We start from the raw sequence: 14,614 nt of genomic DNA, 5'->3' as shown, positions 1-14,614 counted from the left end.
CTAGCCGAAAATGCTGCACGTACCTCTTGCCCGCCAAAGCCCATCATGATTAGCTCGCAGCCATATCGCATTTGGCCTCGCGCCAAATTCGACGCAAGGGCGAGGAGGCGCCTTGCTCCCGCCAAATAGCGTGCTACAACACTTCAGAAACGTTTACGGTCGATATTCAGGGAGGAATCTGACATGAAGACGATCAAGGGCCCCGGCCTTTTCCTTGGCCAGTTCGCGGGCGATACTGCTCCTTTCAATTCGTGGGACGCCATCACCAAATGGGCGGCCGACATCGGTTACAAGGGCGTCCAGGTGCCGACCTGGGCCAGCCAGCTGATTGATCTCAAAAAGGCTGCCACATCCAAGGCCTATTGCGACGAATTCGCCGGCAAGGCTCGCGAAAACGGCATCGAGATCACCGAACTCTCCACCCATCTGCAAGGCCAGCTCGTCGCCGTTCATCCGGCCTATGATGAAGCCTTCGACGGGTTTGCGGCACCGGAGGTGCGCGGTAATCCGAAGGCGCGTCAGGAGTGGGCAGTCGAGCAGGTCAAGATGGCTCTGACGGCATCCAAGAACCTCGGGCTTACGGCGCATGCGACCTTCTCCGGCGCACTTGCCTGGCCCTTCATCTATCCCTGGCCGCAGCGTCCTGCCGGCCTGGTCGAGACTGCCTTCGACGAACTCGCCCGCCGCTGGACGCCGATCCTCAACCATGCGGACGAAAACGGTATCGACGTCTGCTACGAGATCCACCCGGGCGAGGACCTGCATGACGGCATCACCTTCGAGATGTTCCTGGAGCGGGTGAAGAACCATCCGCGCGCCAACATGCTCTACGATCCCTCGCACTATGTCCTGCAGTGCCTCGATTATCTCGACAATATCGACATCTACAAGGACCGCATCAAGATGTTCCACGTCAAGGATGCGGAGTTCAATCCGACCGGGCGCCAGGGCGTCTACGGCGGGTATCAGGGCTGGGTCGAACGTGCCGGCCGGTTCCGTTCTCTCGGCGACGGCCAGGTCGATTTCGGCGCGGTGTTTTCGAAGATGACGGCGAATAATTTCGACGGCTGGGCCGTGGTCGAATGGGAATGCGCGCTGAAGCATCCGGAAGACGGCGCCCGCGAAGGCGCCGAATTCGTCGCCGCGCATATCATCCGCGTCACCGAGAAAGCCTTCGACGATTTCGCCGGCAGCGGTACCGACCAGGCGGCGAACCGGCGGATGCTGGGGCTTTAGGCTTTCATTTCCCTTCTCCCCAGCGGGGAGAAGATGCCCGTCAGGGCAGATGAGGGGGATGAGGAGCGATAGCGACGAATGCCTTGAGCGACAAGCGAAAGGTAATATCTGTCGCGAGGCCCCCTCATCCGGCCCTCCGGGCCACCGACCAGGGTCGAGCCACAGGTCTCGACCCGTCCTTCGAACCCCCGAGGGGAGAAGGGAAGAAAAATCAGGAGGACAGAATGGCAATCGAAGCATCATCCGAACAGACTCGCGAGCCCCGCATCCGGCTCGGCATGGTGGGCGGCGGCGCGGGCGCGTTTATCGGCGCGGTGCACCGTATCGCGGCACGCATCGACGATCAGTACGATCTCATCGCCGGCGCGCTGTCGGCTTCGCCGGAAAAGGCGATCGCATCCGGCCGCGACCTCGGCCTCGATCCGTCGCGGACCTATTCCAGCTATCGCGAGATGGCGATCCGCGAGGCGAAGCTGAAAAACGGCATCGAGGCGGTGGCGATCGTCACGCCGAACCATGTGCATTACGATGCGGCCAAAGAATTCCTCAAGCGCGGCATCCACGTCATCTGCGACAAGCCGCTGACGTCCAACCTTGCCGATGCGAAGAAGCTGAAGAAGATCGCCGACGAGAGCGGCGCGCTGTTCGTGCTGACGCATAATTACACCGGCTATCCGATGGTCCGCCAGGCGCGCGAGATGATCGCGAACGGCGAACTCGGTGACATCCGCGTCGTCCAGGCCGAATATCCGCAGGACTGGCTCACGGAAGCGGTCGAGCAAACCGGCCAGAAGCAGGCCGCCTGGCGCACCGATCCGGCGCAGTCCGGCGTCGGCGGCTCGACTGGCGATATCGGCACGCATGCCTATAATCTCGCCGCCTTCATCACGGGCCTGGATCTCGACAGCCTCGCCGCCGATCTCGACAGCTTCGTTCCGGGCCGCCGGCTGGACGACAACGCCCATGTCATGCTGCGCTTCAAGGCGAAGGGCTCTGAGAAGCCGGCCAAGGGCATGCTCTGGTGCAGCCAGGTGGCGCCCGGTCATGAAAATGGCCTGATGGTCCGCGTCTACGGCACCAAGGGCGGGTTGGAATGGACTCAGAAAGACCCGAACTACTTGTGGTACACGCCTTTCGGCGAGCCGAAGCGGCTGATCACCCGGGGCGGCGCCGGTTCAGGCGCGGCTGCCGGCCGTGTCACGCGCGTGCCATCCGGGCATCCGGAAGGTTATCTTGAGGCCTTTGCGACGATCTATACGGAAGCCGCGCATGCGATCAACGCCCGCAAGAAGGGCAAGGCCGCCGACAAGGCGGTGGTCTACCCCACCGTCGATGACGGCGTGAAGGGTGTGGCTTTCGTCGAAGCCTGCGTCGCGTCTTCGAAGAAGAATGGCGCCTGGGTCAAGCTCTGAATCTAATGATCCGCGTCATTGGCGTCGCCCAATGAAAAACGCCGAGGTGGTCTCGCCTGAAGTCGCCTCGGCTTTTTGTTTTATTTCTGATCAGGCCGCAGCAGTGCGGCCGCGCTTCAGAAGGTTATCGACGCTCAACGGTCCGGCACCTGCCGCCACCAGATAAAGAAACACGAAGCAGAACAGGATCGCCGCGACGCCGCCGTTCTGGGCGGGATAGATGCCCTTCGACGCATGGCCGATGAAATAGGCGAAGGCCATCAGGCCCGAGAGCACGAAGGCTGCGATACGGGTCTGGAATCCCACCAGGACCAGGAAGCCGAAGGTGAGTTCGAGCAGCCCGGCAATCCAGGAGAGCGAGCCCGCGGGCGGCACGCTTGCCGCGGCCGGAAAATGCAGGATCTTCTGTGTTCCGTAGCTGAAAAGTACGAGTGACGAGACGATGCGCAACAAGCTCAGCAGATGAGGCTGCAGCGAATGGACCGAAGAGAGCATAGGATTCCTTTCACATTTGTGATTCCATTTCCCGTGTAAGGATCTCCGTCTCAACGGCCAAGTCACGACTGCTGACAATGCCGTTATGAGGGTGGTTGCCGGATAGAGAGCGGCGTTGCAGCTGCTCTGTTTTTCCTACTGCAACGTTGCAGTTTTTCTCGCCGCCAGCCTGTACTTTGCCCGCAGGCTTGGCTAAATCCGGCGCAAACGGCTGAACCTGAGAGATAGGATTTACAGATGATCGATCCGAAGAAACTCGCAGAGCGCTTTCCCGGCGACTTCACCTTCGGCGTTGCCACCGCCGCCTTCCAGATCGAAGGCGCCAGCAAGGCCGATGGCCGCAAGCCATCCATCTGGGATGCTTTCTGCAATATGCCCGGCCGCGTCCATAATCGCGATAACGGCGACGTTGCCTGCGACCACTACAATCGCCTGGAGCAGGACCTCGATCTCATCAAGAAGATGGGTGTCGAAGCCTACCGGTTCTCGATCGCCTGGCCGCGCATTATCCCCGACGGTACGGGTCCGGTGAACGAGGCCGGCCTCGATTTCTACGACCGGCTGGTTGACGGCTGCAAGGCGCGGGGCATCAAGACCTTCGCGACGCTCTACCATTGGGATCTGCCTCTGTTGCTCGCCGGCGAGGGCGGCTGGACTGCGCGCTCGACCGCCTACGCCTATCAGCGCTACGCCAAGACGGTGATGAACCGCCTGGGGGATCGCCTTGACAGTGTCGCCACCTTCAACGAGCCCTGGTGCATCGTCTGGCTCAGCCACCTCTACGGCATTCATGCTCCTGGCGAGCGCAACATGCAGGCCGCCCTTCACGCCATGCATTACATGAACTTGGCACACGGCCTCGGCGTCGAGGCGATCCGCTCGGAAGCCCCCAATGTGCCGGTCGGCCTCGTGCTCAATGCCGCCTCGATCATTCCCGGCTCCGACAGCCCGGCCGATCGCGCCGCCGCCGAGCGTGCACATCAGTTCCACAACGGCGCCTTCTTCGACCCCGTCTTCAAGGGCGAGTATCCCAAGGAATTCGTCGAAGCGCTCGGCGATCGCATGCCCGTCATCGGGGATGGCGACATGAAGCTCATCAGCCAGAAACTCGACTGGTGGGGTCTGAACTACTACAAGCCCGAGCGCGTCACCGACGATGCCGAACGCAAGGGCGATTTCCCCTGGACGGTGGAAGCGCCGCCGGCAAGCGACGTCAAGACCGATATCGGCTGGGAAATCTATGCGCCGGGCCTGAAGCTCTCGGTCGAGGACCTTTACCGCCGCTATGACCTGCCGGAATGCTACATCACCGAGAACGGCGCCTGCGACAATACCGATGTCGTCGACCGCGAGGTCGACGATGTGATGCGTCTCGACTATCTCGGCGATCACCTCGACGTCGTTGCCGGCCTCATAAAGGACGGCTATCCCCTGCGCGGCTATTTCGCCTGGAGCCTGATGGACAATTTCGAATGGGCGGAAGGCTACCGCATGCGCTTCGGCCTCGTGCATGTCGATTATCAGACCCAGTTGCGCACGATAAAGATGAGCGGCAAATGGTATCGCCAACTTGCGGCTCAATTCCCGAAGGGCAATTACAAAGCGAGTTAGCGCGATTACTCCGGCGGGCACCTGATCCAGGGGCCTTTTGAACTTGACCTTGCGGCGGCACGGCAAGCTGACGCTGCTTGCCGTCAATTTTGCGACAGCCGTCGGCACGGACAAAAATCGATCGTCAGACACGTGCGGCAGGCGGTTGTTTAAACGTTTTTGAACTCTTGGCTGGCAAAGTCCACCGGTCAGGGAGCCGTTATGCAGGCAGTCGGGAAGTCGCAGAGCAAGGGATCGGGAATAGGCCGTCACATTACCGTCACCGGCGTACTTTTCTCCTTCGCGATCATCGTCGCCGTCGTCACCATCATGGTGCTGACGGCGCTCGAACGCGTGACCGAAAATGCTAATCTCCTCGATGACGAGCGCTCGCGCGAAACAACGATCGGCGCGGTGAAGACTTTCGAGGATCAGCTCGGCGCGACGCTCGACGATTATGCCGCCTGGGACGATGCCGCCGCCAACGTCTACGCGCCGGACGGTATGGCCTGGACGGTGAGCAATTACGGCGAGATGTCGGTCAACAGCTCGCTGTTCGACATGGCGATCGTCATTGATGACGAGAAGAAGGCGATCATGGCTTATCGCGACGGCAAACCGATGGAGGAGTCGCTCGCGGATTTCTTTGCGCCGTCGCTCTGGATCCTGCTCGACAGGGTGAAGGCGGGCGCCCCGGCCGATCGTCCTCAGGCGGTCGGTTTCGTCACCACCAAACGCGGCATTGCCGCTGTCGGCGTGGCATTGGTGCGGGAAAAGTCCGGTGCGCTGGATGCGCCCGCCGGCCAGCGCCGCTATCTTGTTTTCGCCCGCCATCTCGATGACGACAGGGTGACCGCGCTCGGCGAGACCTATGTCATCGGCGGGCTGAGGCTGGCGCCGCCGAGTTTTGCTGCCGACTATCGCGTACCCATCGTCGATCCGACGGGGGCAACGCTCGGCAAGCTCGTCTGGACCTCGCGTTCACCGGGCGATGGATAGCCATCGAAAGCGGCGACCTGACGCTCGCCTACCAGCCGCTGATCGATGCAAGCACGCATGCGATGACCGGCGTCGAGGCACTGGTGCGCTGGAACCGCCCGGGCCATGGCCCTGTTTCGCCCGAGCTGTTCATCCCGATCGCCGAGACCAGCGGCCTCATCGAATCGCTCGGCCTGTTCGTGCTGCGCAAAGCCTGCGAGACGGCCAAGCAATGGCCGGAACTCAACGTTTCGGTCAACGTCTCGCCCGGCCAGTTCCGCAATCCCGCCTTCACTGACTATGTGCGCTACGTGCTGAAGCAGACGGAGATCGAGGCCGGCCGCATAACACTGGAGATCACCGAAGGCTACATGATCCAGAATCCGCAGCGCACCCGCCAGTCGATCGAACGGCTGAAGGGGCTGGGGGTCAAGGTGGCGCTCGACGATTTCGGTTCCGGCTTCTCCTCGATTGGTTATCTCAGGCAGTTCGGCTTCGACCGCATCAAGATCGACCGTTCGCTGGTCATGGGTGTCAACGACAAACGCCAGCGCGAGATGCTGCAGGCGACGGTAGCGCTCGCCCGCTCGCTCGACATTCCGGTGACGGCCGAAGGCATCGAGACCGAGGAGCAGGCGATCGCCATGCGCCTTTTCGGCTGCGACTGCCTGCAGGGCTATTTGTTCGGAAAGCCTGTGACATCAGACCTTATCACCGAGATGCTGAACGAGCGACGTGAAGCGGAGCCGGAAGCTCGGCGCCGCATCCAGGCGGCAGGCTGATCCAATCAGAATCCTGGCTCAGCTGCCGATATGTCGCTGGCCGCGCTTCTTCGCCAGGGCGATCTGGTGCTGACGCTGACGGTAACGCAGCCGATCTTCCTCCGTGCGCGTGTGGTAGCAATGGCTGCAGGAAACGCCTTCCTCGTAAAGCGGCGAGGTGATCTCCTCGGCGGTGATCGGGTTGCGGCAGGCGTGGCAGAGCCGGTGTTCGCCTTCCTTCAAACCGTGCTCGACGGACACGCGCTCGTCGAAGACGAAGCAGGCGCCATCCCAGAGGCTTTCCTCCTGCGGCACCTCCTCCAGATATTTCAGGATGCCGCCCTTCAGATGATAGACCTCGTCGAAGCCCTCAGCCTTCATGAAGGCGGTGGCCTTCTCGCAGCGTATGCCGCCGGTGCAGTACATGGCGACCTTCGGTTTGTTGTGCAGACCGGGATTCTGACGTACCCATTCCGGAAACTCACGGAAGCTCTTGGTCTTCGGGTCGAGCGCGCCGCGGAAGGTGCCGATCGCCGTCTCGTAGTCGTTGCGGGTGTCGATGACGATGGTGTCGGGATCGGAAATCAGCGTGTTCCAGTCCTTGGCAGCCACATAGGTGCCGACCACCTTGTTGGGGTCGATATCTTCGACGCCCATGGTGACGATTTCCTTCTTCAGCTTCACCTTCATGCGCAGGAAGGGCATTTTGGAGGCGCGGCTTTCCTTGTGCTCCAGGCCCGAAAATTCCGGCTGGGCGCGCAGGAAGTCGAGCACGGCGTGAATGCCGGTATCCGGGCCTGCGATCGTGCCGTTGATGCCTTCATGCGCCAGAAGCAGCGTTCCCTTGACGCTGTTCTGCTCGCAAAGCGTCTGCAGCGGCGCCTGCAGGCTGGCAAAGCGCGGCACGGAAACGAAATGGTAGAGTGCGACCACGAGGAACGGGCTGGTGTGTGTCAGGCTGTCGGTCATAGGCCGGAAATACAGAAAATCGGCGGGCCGCGCAATTGCCTTCGCCAGTGGCGGCCTTCTCTCAGTTTCCAGCCATCAACCAGAGAAGCTCGATGCGCTGGGCTTCCTCGTCGGCATCATCGGCGAACACCGCTTCGGCTTTGACCAGCGCTTGCCGCCGGTCTTCCTGCTGGCGGAAGATGATGATGTCGAGCAGATGCGCCAGGTCGTCATTGCGGGTGAAGAGCTGCGGTTCGGCTTCGACCAGTGCGGAGAGCACGGTGAGATCGTGGATGTGGCCGAGATCCTCGACAAGTTCCTTGGCCGCATCGCGCTTGGCCTTCATCGCGCCCGGCCAGACGTCGCGCAAAAGCGCATGGTAGAGCCGATAGTCATAGGTGCGTTTGCGCAGATCGTGGAAATCGTCGGCCGATGCCTCGCCATGGCAAGCCGCAAGCGCGGTCTTGGCCTTCCGCGCCGTGCGTCGCCAGCTCTTTGCCAGCATGCGTGCATTCTTGCGGTGGCCGCCGTCAAAGGAGACGGCATCCAGGGCGGCGATCGCCTCCTTCAGAATGTCCGAGGTTTCCGCGAGCCGCTGTTCCAGGCCGCTTTCGGCCTGCGCCATCCAGTCACGGCGCCCTTCGAGAATGGTGACGATGCGGCCGAGCGCCTCGCTCTCCTCGTTCCCGCGGGCTGCATGCTGCAGATATTCCGCGGTGCCGATGAGGGCGGCAGCGTCGCGGATCGCCGAAAGCGAGCGTGCGGTATCGCGCAGCCTCGCATTTTCCTGGGCCTGAAAATCCGGCACCTCGCGGGCCACGAGGCGGTAGAGCGAGCGCAGCCGTTTCAGGTTCTTGCGGAAAGAATGGATCGCCTCATGCGCGCCGTCCGGGCGCTCATCGAGAACCGTGACGGCGCGTTCCAGCTGCTCCGTCGCGACGCTGCGGAACGCCCCGGTGAAATCGGCGTCAGGCCGAATGCGATAGGCCATGCCTGTCGTGCCCGTATTCTGTGGCGAGGGCCTGGTTGGAATAGCGGAAATCGCCTGTCACTTCGCGGCCGAGCCAGGTAGGCAGGGGCGGATCATCGGTTTCTGCCGTCATCTCCACCTCGGCGATCACCAGTCCGCGGTGCTCGCCGGTAAAGACGTCGACTTCCCAGACGAAGTCCTCATGCGGAACGCGGTAGCGCGTCTTCTCGATGACGACGCCGATCGCATTCTGCAGCAGCTCTTCGGCGTCGGCGATCGGGATGTCATATTCGAATTCGTCGCGGGTAAGGGTGCTGCGGCCAATCTTGATCGTCAGTTTCGCCTTCCTGCCGTCGAGGATGCGCACCCGGACGGAGCGGTCGTCCATCGAGGCAATATAACCCTGCCTGAGGACAGACTTCGTCTCGACGGCGGAACGCCATCCATCGCTGCGCACAAGAAACTTCCGCTCGATCTCTTTCGCCATACCGGTGAACCTTTTGTGACGATTGCGGCACGGTAGCCCAATTTCCACGCATTTCATACCCTTCTCGGCATGCGGTCCGGTTTTATCTCGACAAGGTTCCGCGGGGGCGTTATTCGGGGTCCGAATTCAATCGTTTCAAGGAGGTCGCGCGACCATGGGCGAGAAAACAGAGAAGCTCCTTTCCATCCTGAAACTCCAGCCTGTCGTTCCGGTCTTGATCGTCGACGATGCGAAGTCGGCGGTGCCGCTGGCCCGGGCGCTCGTCGCCGGCGGCCTGAAGGCGATCGAGATCACCATGCGCACGCCGGCGGCGCTCGAGGCCGTGCGCGCCGTCGCCGCAGAGGTCGAGGGGGCCGAGGTCGGTGCCGGCACGATCCTCAATGTCGCCCATTGGGAAGCCGCGGTCGAGGCCGGTTCGAAGTTCATCGTCAGCCCGGGCACGACACAGGAACTGCTCGATGCCGCCGCCGATTCCGACGTGCCGCTGCTTCCGGGCGCTGCGACCGCCAGCGAAGTCATGGCGCTGCGCGAAGAAGGCTACCAGGTGCTGAAATTCTTCCCGGCCGAGCAAGCCGGCGGCGCTGCCTATCTCAAGGCGCTCTCCTCACCGCTTGCCGGCACCTTGTTCTGCCCGACCGGCGGCATTTCGCTGAAGAACGCCAATGATTATCTCTCGCTGCCGAACGTCATTTGCGTTGGCGGCTCGTGGGTGGCGCCAAAGGAACTGGTCGCGGCCGGCGACTGGGCTGGCATCACCAAGCTCGCGGCAGAGGCGGCGGCGCTAAAGGCCTGAGTTTCGGCAAGGGCGGGTGAGTCTCACGGCTCAATCCCGCTCCCCAAGTTTGTATTTCAGCCGTCGCAAACCTATGTACTCCTCCAGTTTCAACAGGGAGATGACGAGGAATGTTCGACGCAAAAAAGCTTCTCGACCAGTTCTTGGGTTCGCAGGTGCCGGGTCTCGGCGGCTCGGTCCGCGACAGGGCGGGTGATGCCGTTCAGACGGCCAGGAACAATCCGATGAAGACCGGCGCCATTGCTGCCGCGCTGCTGGGCACCAAGACCGGCCGCAGTATTGCCGGCAATGCACTGGCGATCGGCGGTCTTGCCGCGATTGCCGGCCTCGGTTACCAAGCCTACAAGAATTACCAGGCCGGGCAGGCCCCCGCTGCCCCTTCCGATGCACCGTCCGCCAATAATCCGGTGCTTCTGCCGCCGCCTGCCGAATCCGGTTTCGGGCCGACGTCGCCTGCCGGCAGCAATGAATTTGCCCTGGTGCTGATCCGCGCGATGATTGCCGCCGCCAAGGCCGACGGCCATATCGACGATGCCGAACGCGCCCTCATCATGGAGAAGGTCAAGGCCGCCGATGTCAGCGGCGAGGCTGCGGCCTTCATCGAGCATGAACTCGCCTCGCCGACGGATATCGATGCGCTCGTGGCCGCCGCGGTGACGGAAGAACAGCGCGTCGAGCTCTACACCGCCTCGCGGCTCACCATCGAGCCGGATTCACGCGCCGAGCGCGGTTATCTCGACCTGCTCGCAGGCCGCCTCGGCCTCGCCGACCAGCTGGTCGACCATATCGAGGCGACGGTGTCGTCCGCCAAGGTGACCTTGTCACAGTGACATCTAGGCCGGTTGCCTTTGTCGGGCGGCTGGCCTATCCAACTCTTCCGAAAAGGGGAGTGAACATGCGCGATCTTGCAAATTTCAAGGGCTGCCCGGCGCCGAAGCCGGTCACGCTGAAGGGCCGTTTCGTCACGGTAGAACCCTATCGGCGCGCGGAACATCTCGAGGCGCTGTGGGACGGGCTCGGCGGCATGGGCATCAACCCGCTGCTTCTCTATTTTGCCCAGGACGATTTCTCCGGTATCGACGATTTCGCCAACTGGCTGGAAACCGTCAATACCAAGTCCGGCTGGCTCACCCATATCTTCCGCGACAATGCCACCGGCAAGATTGTCGGCATGGCGAACTATATGCGCGCCGACCCGGCAAACGGCGTCGTCGAGATCGGCGGAGTGGCGCACGGGGCCGAGATGAAGCGGTCGCCGCTTTCGACCGAGGCGCATTACCTGATGGCCAAGCACGTCTTCGAGGATCTCGGCTACCGCCGCTACGAATGGAAATGCGACAATAAGAACGGGGCGAGCAAGACGACGGCCGCGCGTTACGGCTTCAGCTTCGAAGGGGTCTTCCGCCAGCATATGATCTCCAAGCATCGCAACCGCGACACCGCCTGGTTCTCGATGATCGATGCCGAATGGCCGATGATCAACGATGCCTTCGAAGCATGGCTTTCCCAGGGGAATTTCGACGCCGAGGGCAACCAGATCCGCCGCCTGCAGGATATCCGCGCCGATCTCGAAAAGGAAAGGCTCGTATGAGCCCGGAAAGCCGCTCGCAGGCGACCGCCGCCGGCATCATCCTGCTTAGCGCTGCCCTCGTCATCTATTTCCTGCCGACCATCGTTCTGTGGATCGGCAACTTCTCGCCGACGTTGGCGATCGTCGTCGGCGTCTGCCTGATCATGGCGTTTTTCGCTGTCTTCTGGTTGCGGGCGCGTTACCAGCGCAGCCGGGGAAAGTAGCTTATCCCTGCAGCGAGGCCCCAAGCAGCAGGGCGCCCATCAGCATGACGAGCACGGCGCCGAGGATTTCGATGGCATTGCCGACCCAGATCGAGGCGGGCGAGCCGCGTCCGGAGAGGCGGACGGCCGCGCTCTTGGCAGTGACGGCAAGTGTGGCAAGCAGGGAAACGGTAATCGCCGTGCCGAGCGACATGGCGACGACCGACAGCACGCCGCCGAGATAGAGCCCGTTCAGCAGTGAGAAGGTCATGACCAGCAAGGCACCGGAACAGGGGCGCAGACCGACGGCAACGATCGCCGACCAGGCCTCGCGGACGCTGAACTTATCGCCGCCGAGCAGGGCCGGGTCGGGCACATGGGCATTGCCGCAGGTCTCGCAGACCATGCCGGGAACGAAGGTGTGGCCGGCTTCGACAGCCTGCGCCTTGCCGTTGAAGGCATAGGCCTGGCGTTCGGCTGCATTATCCTTCCAGTCGAGCATCATGCTGACCGGGCCGACAGGCGTCGCCATCAGCCGGCGCCGTGGCATATTGCCGGCTATCGAGCGCAGTTTGCGAAACAGCAGCCAGCCGCCGAACAGGATGACCATGACGAAGCTTGCGATCTCCATTACGTGGGTCGCCTCCGTCAGCGTGATGCCGGTGCCGCGCAACACCAGCCAGGCGCCGCCGACCAGCGCCACCGCCATCACGCCCTGGACGAAGGCCGAAATGAAGGAAATCACCACGCCGCGCTTCAGCTCGACCTCATTGGCGATCATGTAGGAGGAGATGACCGCCTTGCCGTGGCCTGGGCCGGCGGCATGGAAGACGCCGTAGGCGAAGGAGAGGCCGATCAGCGATGCCAGCTGCCACGGGTCTTGGCGCATCGCCTTCAAGGCGCCGGTCAACGCCCGATAGAAGGCCTGCTGCTCATAGTTCACATAGAGCAAAAGCGGTGCGAACGGCCCGCCGGTCGGCTGGAAGCTCGGCTCCGCCGTGCCGATGCCGATCGGAGATTGCGCATGGGCCAGACTTGCCGCCGCCAGGAGCGTAAGGACGACAGCGGAAAAAATGAGGGGCAGGCGTTTTGTCAGCATGTGACCTCCAGCCGGGTGGCGAAGAGTTTGGACATGTTGGTGCCGGTGGGATCGTTAAAGAAGGCGTCCGTCAGCGACTGTTTGTTTTCCGATATCACCTGGTCGGCATCGGGCCGCACCACCTGATGTTTGCAGGCCTTGAAGCCGTCTCCGACGATCGCAAGCTCACCATCCGTGGGAAAGTCGATCGAGGTATAGAGCGTCGGGTCATAGACGCCGAAGCTGAGCCTGCCCTTGAGTGGCATCTTCTCCACCGGCTTCACCGCAAAGAACATCAGCAGTTGACCTTCCTTGTAGTCGACATGGATGATGTCAGGCTTCTGGACGGTGATGTTCTTCCCGTTGATCGTCAGGTTCATGTAGTAATCGTAGTCGGCAAGCGACTGCTTCACCGTCTTTCCGACCTCTGCGAGCTCGTTCGGCTCCAGCTTCAGGTCGGTGTTCTTGTCGAAATCCATGACGACGGAGGACGAAAAGACCTCGTCGAAGCGCCAGACATTGCGCAGCTCCTCGACACTGCCGTCCTTGCCGGCCACGACTTCGAGGCGCGCTTCCACGAAGATGTGCGGATGGGCAAAGGCGGCGGCCGGCGCCAGCGAAAGAAGCGCCGCCATCAGTATCGTTGAATGTTTCATCTATTCCGCTGCTCTGTTCGGTGACCCTGACTTCTTGCCAGAAATTGGGACGGAATTGGGACGGGCTTCACTGGCGGTTCCCCGATTGTCGCCGTCCGATCGTCTCAGCCATGTGGATCAACATGGAACCTGTTGTCGCATCATGGGTGCTTCTTGAACCAGTTGTGCAGGTAATCGACGAAAATCCTCACCTTGGCCGGCAGGTAGCGCCGGTGTGGGTAAACGGCATAGATGCCGCGGTCGGTCGGGATGTAATCGTTGAACAACGTTACCAGTTCGCCGCTCTCGATTGGCTTGCGGGCGATGAAATCCGGGATGAAGGCTACGCCGATGCCGGCCAGTGCCGCGCGTAATGTCGCATGCGGGCTGTTCACCTCTATCGGTCCGGAAACGGCAACTGCGAACGAGGTGTTGTCGGGATTGTGGAAGCGGATGCTCGCCTGGGTGCGCGCATTGGTATCGACGATGAAGGGGACGCTGGAAAGGGCCGCCGGGTGATCGAGATCGGGATAGCGCTCGAGAAATTCAGGGGTGGCGCAGATATGGATGCGGAAATCCGAGATCTTGCGGGCGATCATGCCGGAATCTTCGAGCTTGGTGATGCGGATCGCCACGTCGAAACCTTCCTCGATCAGATCGACGAACCGGTCGTCGGCGGCGATCTCCAGCGAAAGGTCCGGGTTCTCCTTGGCGAAGTCGATCAGCGACTGGCCGACATCGGCATCGACGAAGGTGCGCGGCACCGAGATGCGCAGCCGTCCCTTGAGCTGCGCATTGTTTTCACGCACGAGATCGGCGAGGTTGTCGATCTCCTTCAGGATATCGGAGGCGGTGCGGTAATAGGTATGGCCGGCCTCGGTCATCGAGAACTGCCGGGTGGTGCGGTTGAGCAGCAGGGCGCCGAGCTCGTCTTCCAATTCGCGCACATATTTGGAGAGCAGCGCCTTGGAGCGACCGGTGCGCCGCGCCGCCGCGGAAAAGCCTTCGGCCTCGACGACATCGATGAAGGCGCGTATGCGGGTCAAGGTATCCATGGCACCCCTCAGGCTGTTTCGGAATGTTGAACAAATTGGCTCGTCTTGTTCAATAATTTTTTTAGCCCGAGATCAAAAAATCGCTTGATTATGAAGGCGAATATTCTTATTTCCCACTCAGCCCAAAGTCGCACGTGCCCATGGGTGTCCGCCGAACCCTCGAATTGGTGAGGAAATCGGTAAGGTACCTGGAATTAACCCCTCCAGTCGCTATTCCGGCCAACCGGAAAATGCGAGGACGCCTGAAGCAACGACGGTGCGGGCCTTTTTGTTCTCTCCCTGCTTTCCATCAGCGGGGGTTACTGAAGAGGCACACCATCATTGCCGGAAGTGCGGTTGGGATTCTCCCTCCAATCCATGGCAGACAAAGCCGAACTTACACCGCATCGCGGCGTTGGTTCAC

The 14,614-nt window shown here is 61.7% G+C and carries 14 protein-coding genes and 1 pseudogene; 8 read left to right on the top strand and 7 right to left on the bottom strand.

Annotated elements, in window-relative coordinates; genetic code table 11:
* Nucleotides 1–183: 183 nt before the first annotated feature.
* Nucleotides 184–1,236, top strand: a complete 1,053-nt coding sequence (locus RlegSU303_RS19960) for a sugar phosphate isomerase/epimerase family protein (RefSeq protein ID WP_020051689.1) — start codon at nt 184–186, stop codon at nt 1,234–1,236.
* Nucleotides 1,237–1,460: 224 nt separating this feature from the next.
* A complete protein-coding gene (locus RlegSU303_RS19955; protein ID WP_094087388.1) occupies nt 1,461–2,648 on the top strand; it encodes a Gfo/Idh/MocA family protein in 1,188 nt (395 codons plus the stop codon).
* Between the two features lie 90 nt (nt 2,649–2,738).
* Here RlegSU303_RS19955 and RlegSU303_RS19950 read toward each other — a convergent pair whose 3' ends face one another.
* Nucleotides 2,739–3,143: a DoxX family protein gene (locus RlegSU303_RS19950; protein WP_017962155.1), complete on the bottom strand. Its 405-nt coding sequence runs from the start codon at nt 3,141–3,143 to the stop codon at nt 2,739–2,741.
* Between the two features lie 237 nt (nt 3,144–3,380).
* Between RlegSU303_RS19950 and RlegSU303_RS19945 the strand changes: the two genes are divergently transcribed.
* A complete protein-coding gene (locus RlegSU303_RS19945) occupies nt 3,381–4,754 on the top strand; it encodes a GH1 family beta-glucosidase (protein WP_017962154.1) in 1,374 nt (457 codons plus the stop codon).
* 201 nt (nt 4,755–4,955) lie between these two features.
* Nucleotides 4,956–6,493 (top strand): annotated as a pseudogene (locus RlegSU303_RS19940) (EAL domain-containing protein).
* Nucleotides 6,494–6,511: 18 nt separating this feature from the next.
* Here RlegSU303_RS19940 and trhO read toward each other — a convergent pair.
* The 3 genes from trhO to RlegSU303_RS19925 form a co-directional block, all read right to left on the bottom strand.
* Nucleotides 6,512–7,441 (bottom strand): oxygen-dependent tRNA uridine(34) hydroxylase TrhO, encoded by a 930-nt coding sequence (gene trhO / locus RlegSU303_RS19935; RefSeq protein WP_131718812.1) that lies wholly within the window; start codon nt 7,439–7,441, stop codon nt 6,512–6,514.
* A gap of 61 nt (nt 7,442–7,502) precedes the next feature.
* Nucleotides 7,503–8,411: a CHAD domain-containing protein gene (locus RlegSU303_RS19930; protein ID WP_131718813.1), complete on the bottom strand. Its 909-nt coding sequence runs from the start codon at nt 8,409–8,411 to the stop codon at nt 7,503–7,505.
* Nucleotides 8,389–8,877 carry a CYTH domain-containing protein gene (locus RlegSU303_RS19925; RefSeq protein ID WP_131718814.1) on the bottom strand — a complete coding sequence of 163 codons (489 nt, stop codon included), beginning with the start codon at nt 8,875–8,877 and terminating at the stop codon, nt 8,389–8,391. Before RlegSU303_RS19925 ends, RlegSU303_RS19930 begins: the two co-directional genes overlap by 23 nt.
* Nucleotides 8,878–9,031: 154 nt before the next feature.
* Between RlegSU303_RS19925 and RlegSU303_RS19920 the strand changes: the two genes are divergently transcribed.
* From RlegSU303_RS19920 to RlegSU303_RS19905, 4 genes are all read left to right on the top strand, one after another.
* On the top strand, nt 9,032–9,670 hold the full coding sequence (locus RlegSU303_RS19920) for a 2-dehydro-3-deoxy-phosphogluconate aldolase (RefSeq protein WP_131718815.1): 639 nt from the start codon (nt 9,032–9,034) through the stop codon (nt 9,668–9,670).
* Between the two features lie 110 nt (nt 9,671–9,780).
* Nucleotides 9,781–10,500: a tellurite resistance TerB family protein gene (locus RlegSU303_RS19915; protein WP_020051681.1), complete on the top strand. Its 720-nt coding sequence runs from the start codon at nt 9,781–9,783 to the stop codon at nt 10,498–10,500.
* A 65-nt stretch (nt 10,501–10,565) separates the two neighbouring features.
* Nucleotides 10,566–11,261 (top strand): GNAT family N-acetyltransferase, encoded by a 696-nt coding sequence (locus RlegSU303_RS19910; protein WP_131718816.1) that lies wholly within the window; start codon nt 10,566–10,568, stop codon nt 11,259–11,261.
* Nucleotides 11,258–11,464, top strand: a complete 207-nt coding sequence (locus tag RlegSU303_RS19905; RefSeq protein ID WP_017962148.1) for a hypothetical protein — start codon at nt 11,258–11,260, stop codon at nt 11,462–11,464. The genes RlegSU303_RS19910 and RlegSU303_RS19905 overlap by 4 nt, the downstream gene beginning before the upstream one ends.
* Before the next feature lies 1 nt (nt 11,465).
* On the opposite strand, the gene RlegSU303_RS19900 is transcribed toward RlegSU303_RS19905, so the two are convergent.
* From RlegSU303_RS19900 to RlegSU303_RS19890, 3 genes are all read right to left on the bottom strand, one after another.
* Complete coding sequence (locus tag RlegSU303_RS19900) at nt 11,466–12,542, bottom strand: nickel/cobalt transporter (protein WP_131718817.1); 1,077 nt, start codon at nt 12,540–12,542, stop codon at nt 11,466–11,468.
* A complete protein-coding gene (locus RlegSU303_RS19895) occupies nt 12,536–13,177 on the bottom strand; it encodes a DUF1007 family protein (protein ID WP_065281302.1) in 642 nt (213 codons plus the stop codon). Before RlegSU303_RS19895 ends, RlegSU303_RS19900 begins: the two co-directional genes overlap by 7 nt.
* A gap of 140 nt (nt 13,178–13,317) precedes the next feature.
* Nucleotides 13,318–14,211 carry a LysR family transcriptional regulator gene (locus RlegSU303_RS19890; protein WP_077979456.1) on the bottom strand — a complete coding sequence of 298 codons (894 nt, stop codon included), beginning with the start codon at nt 14,209–14,211 and terminating at the stop codon, nt 13,318–13,320.
* Nucleotides 14,212–14,614 lie beyond the last annotated feature (403 nt).

It is taken from the genome of Rhizobium sp. SU303 (assembly GCF_021052345.1).
Classification (GTDB): domain Bacteria; phylum Pseudomonadota; class Alphaproteobacteria; order Rhizobiales; family Rhizobiaceae; genus Rhizobium; species Rhizobium laguerreae.
This window is presented reverse-complemented; position numbering and strand designations above follow the sequence as displayed.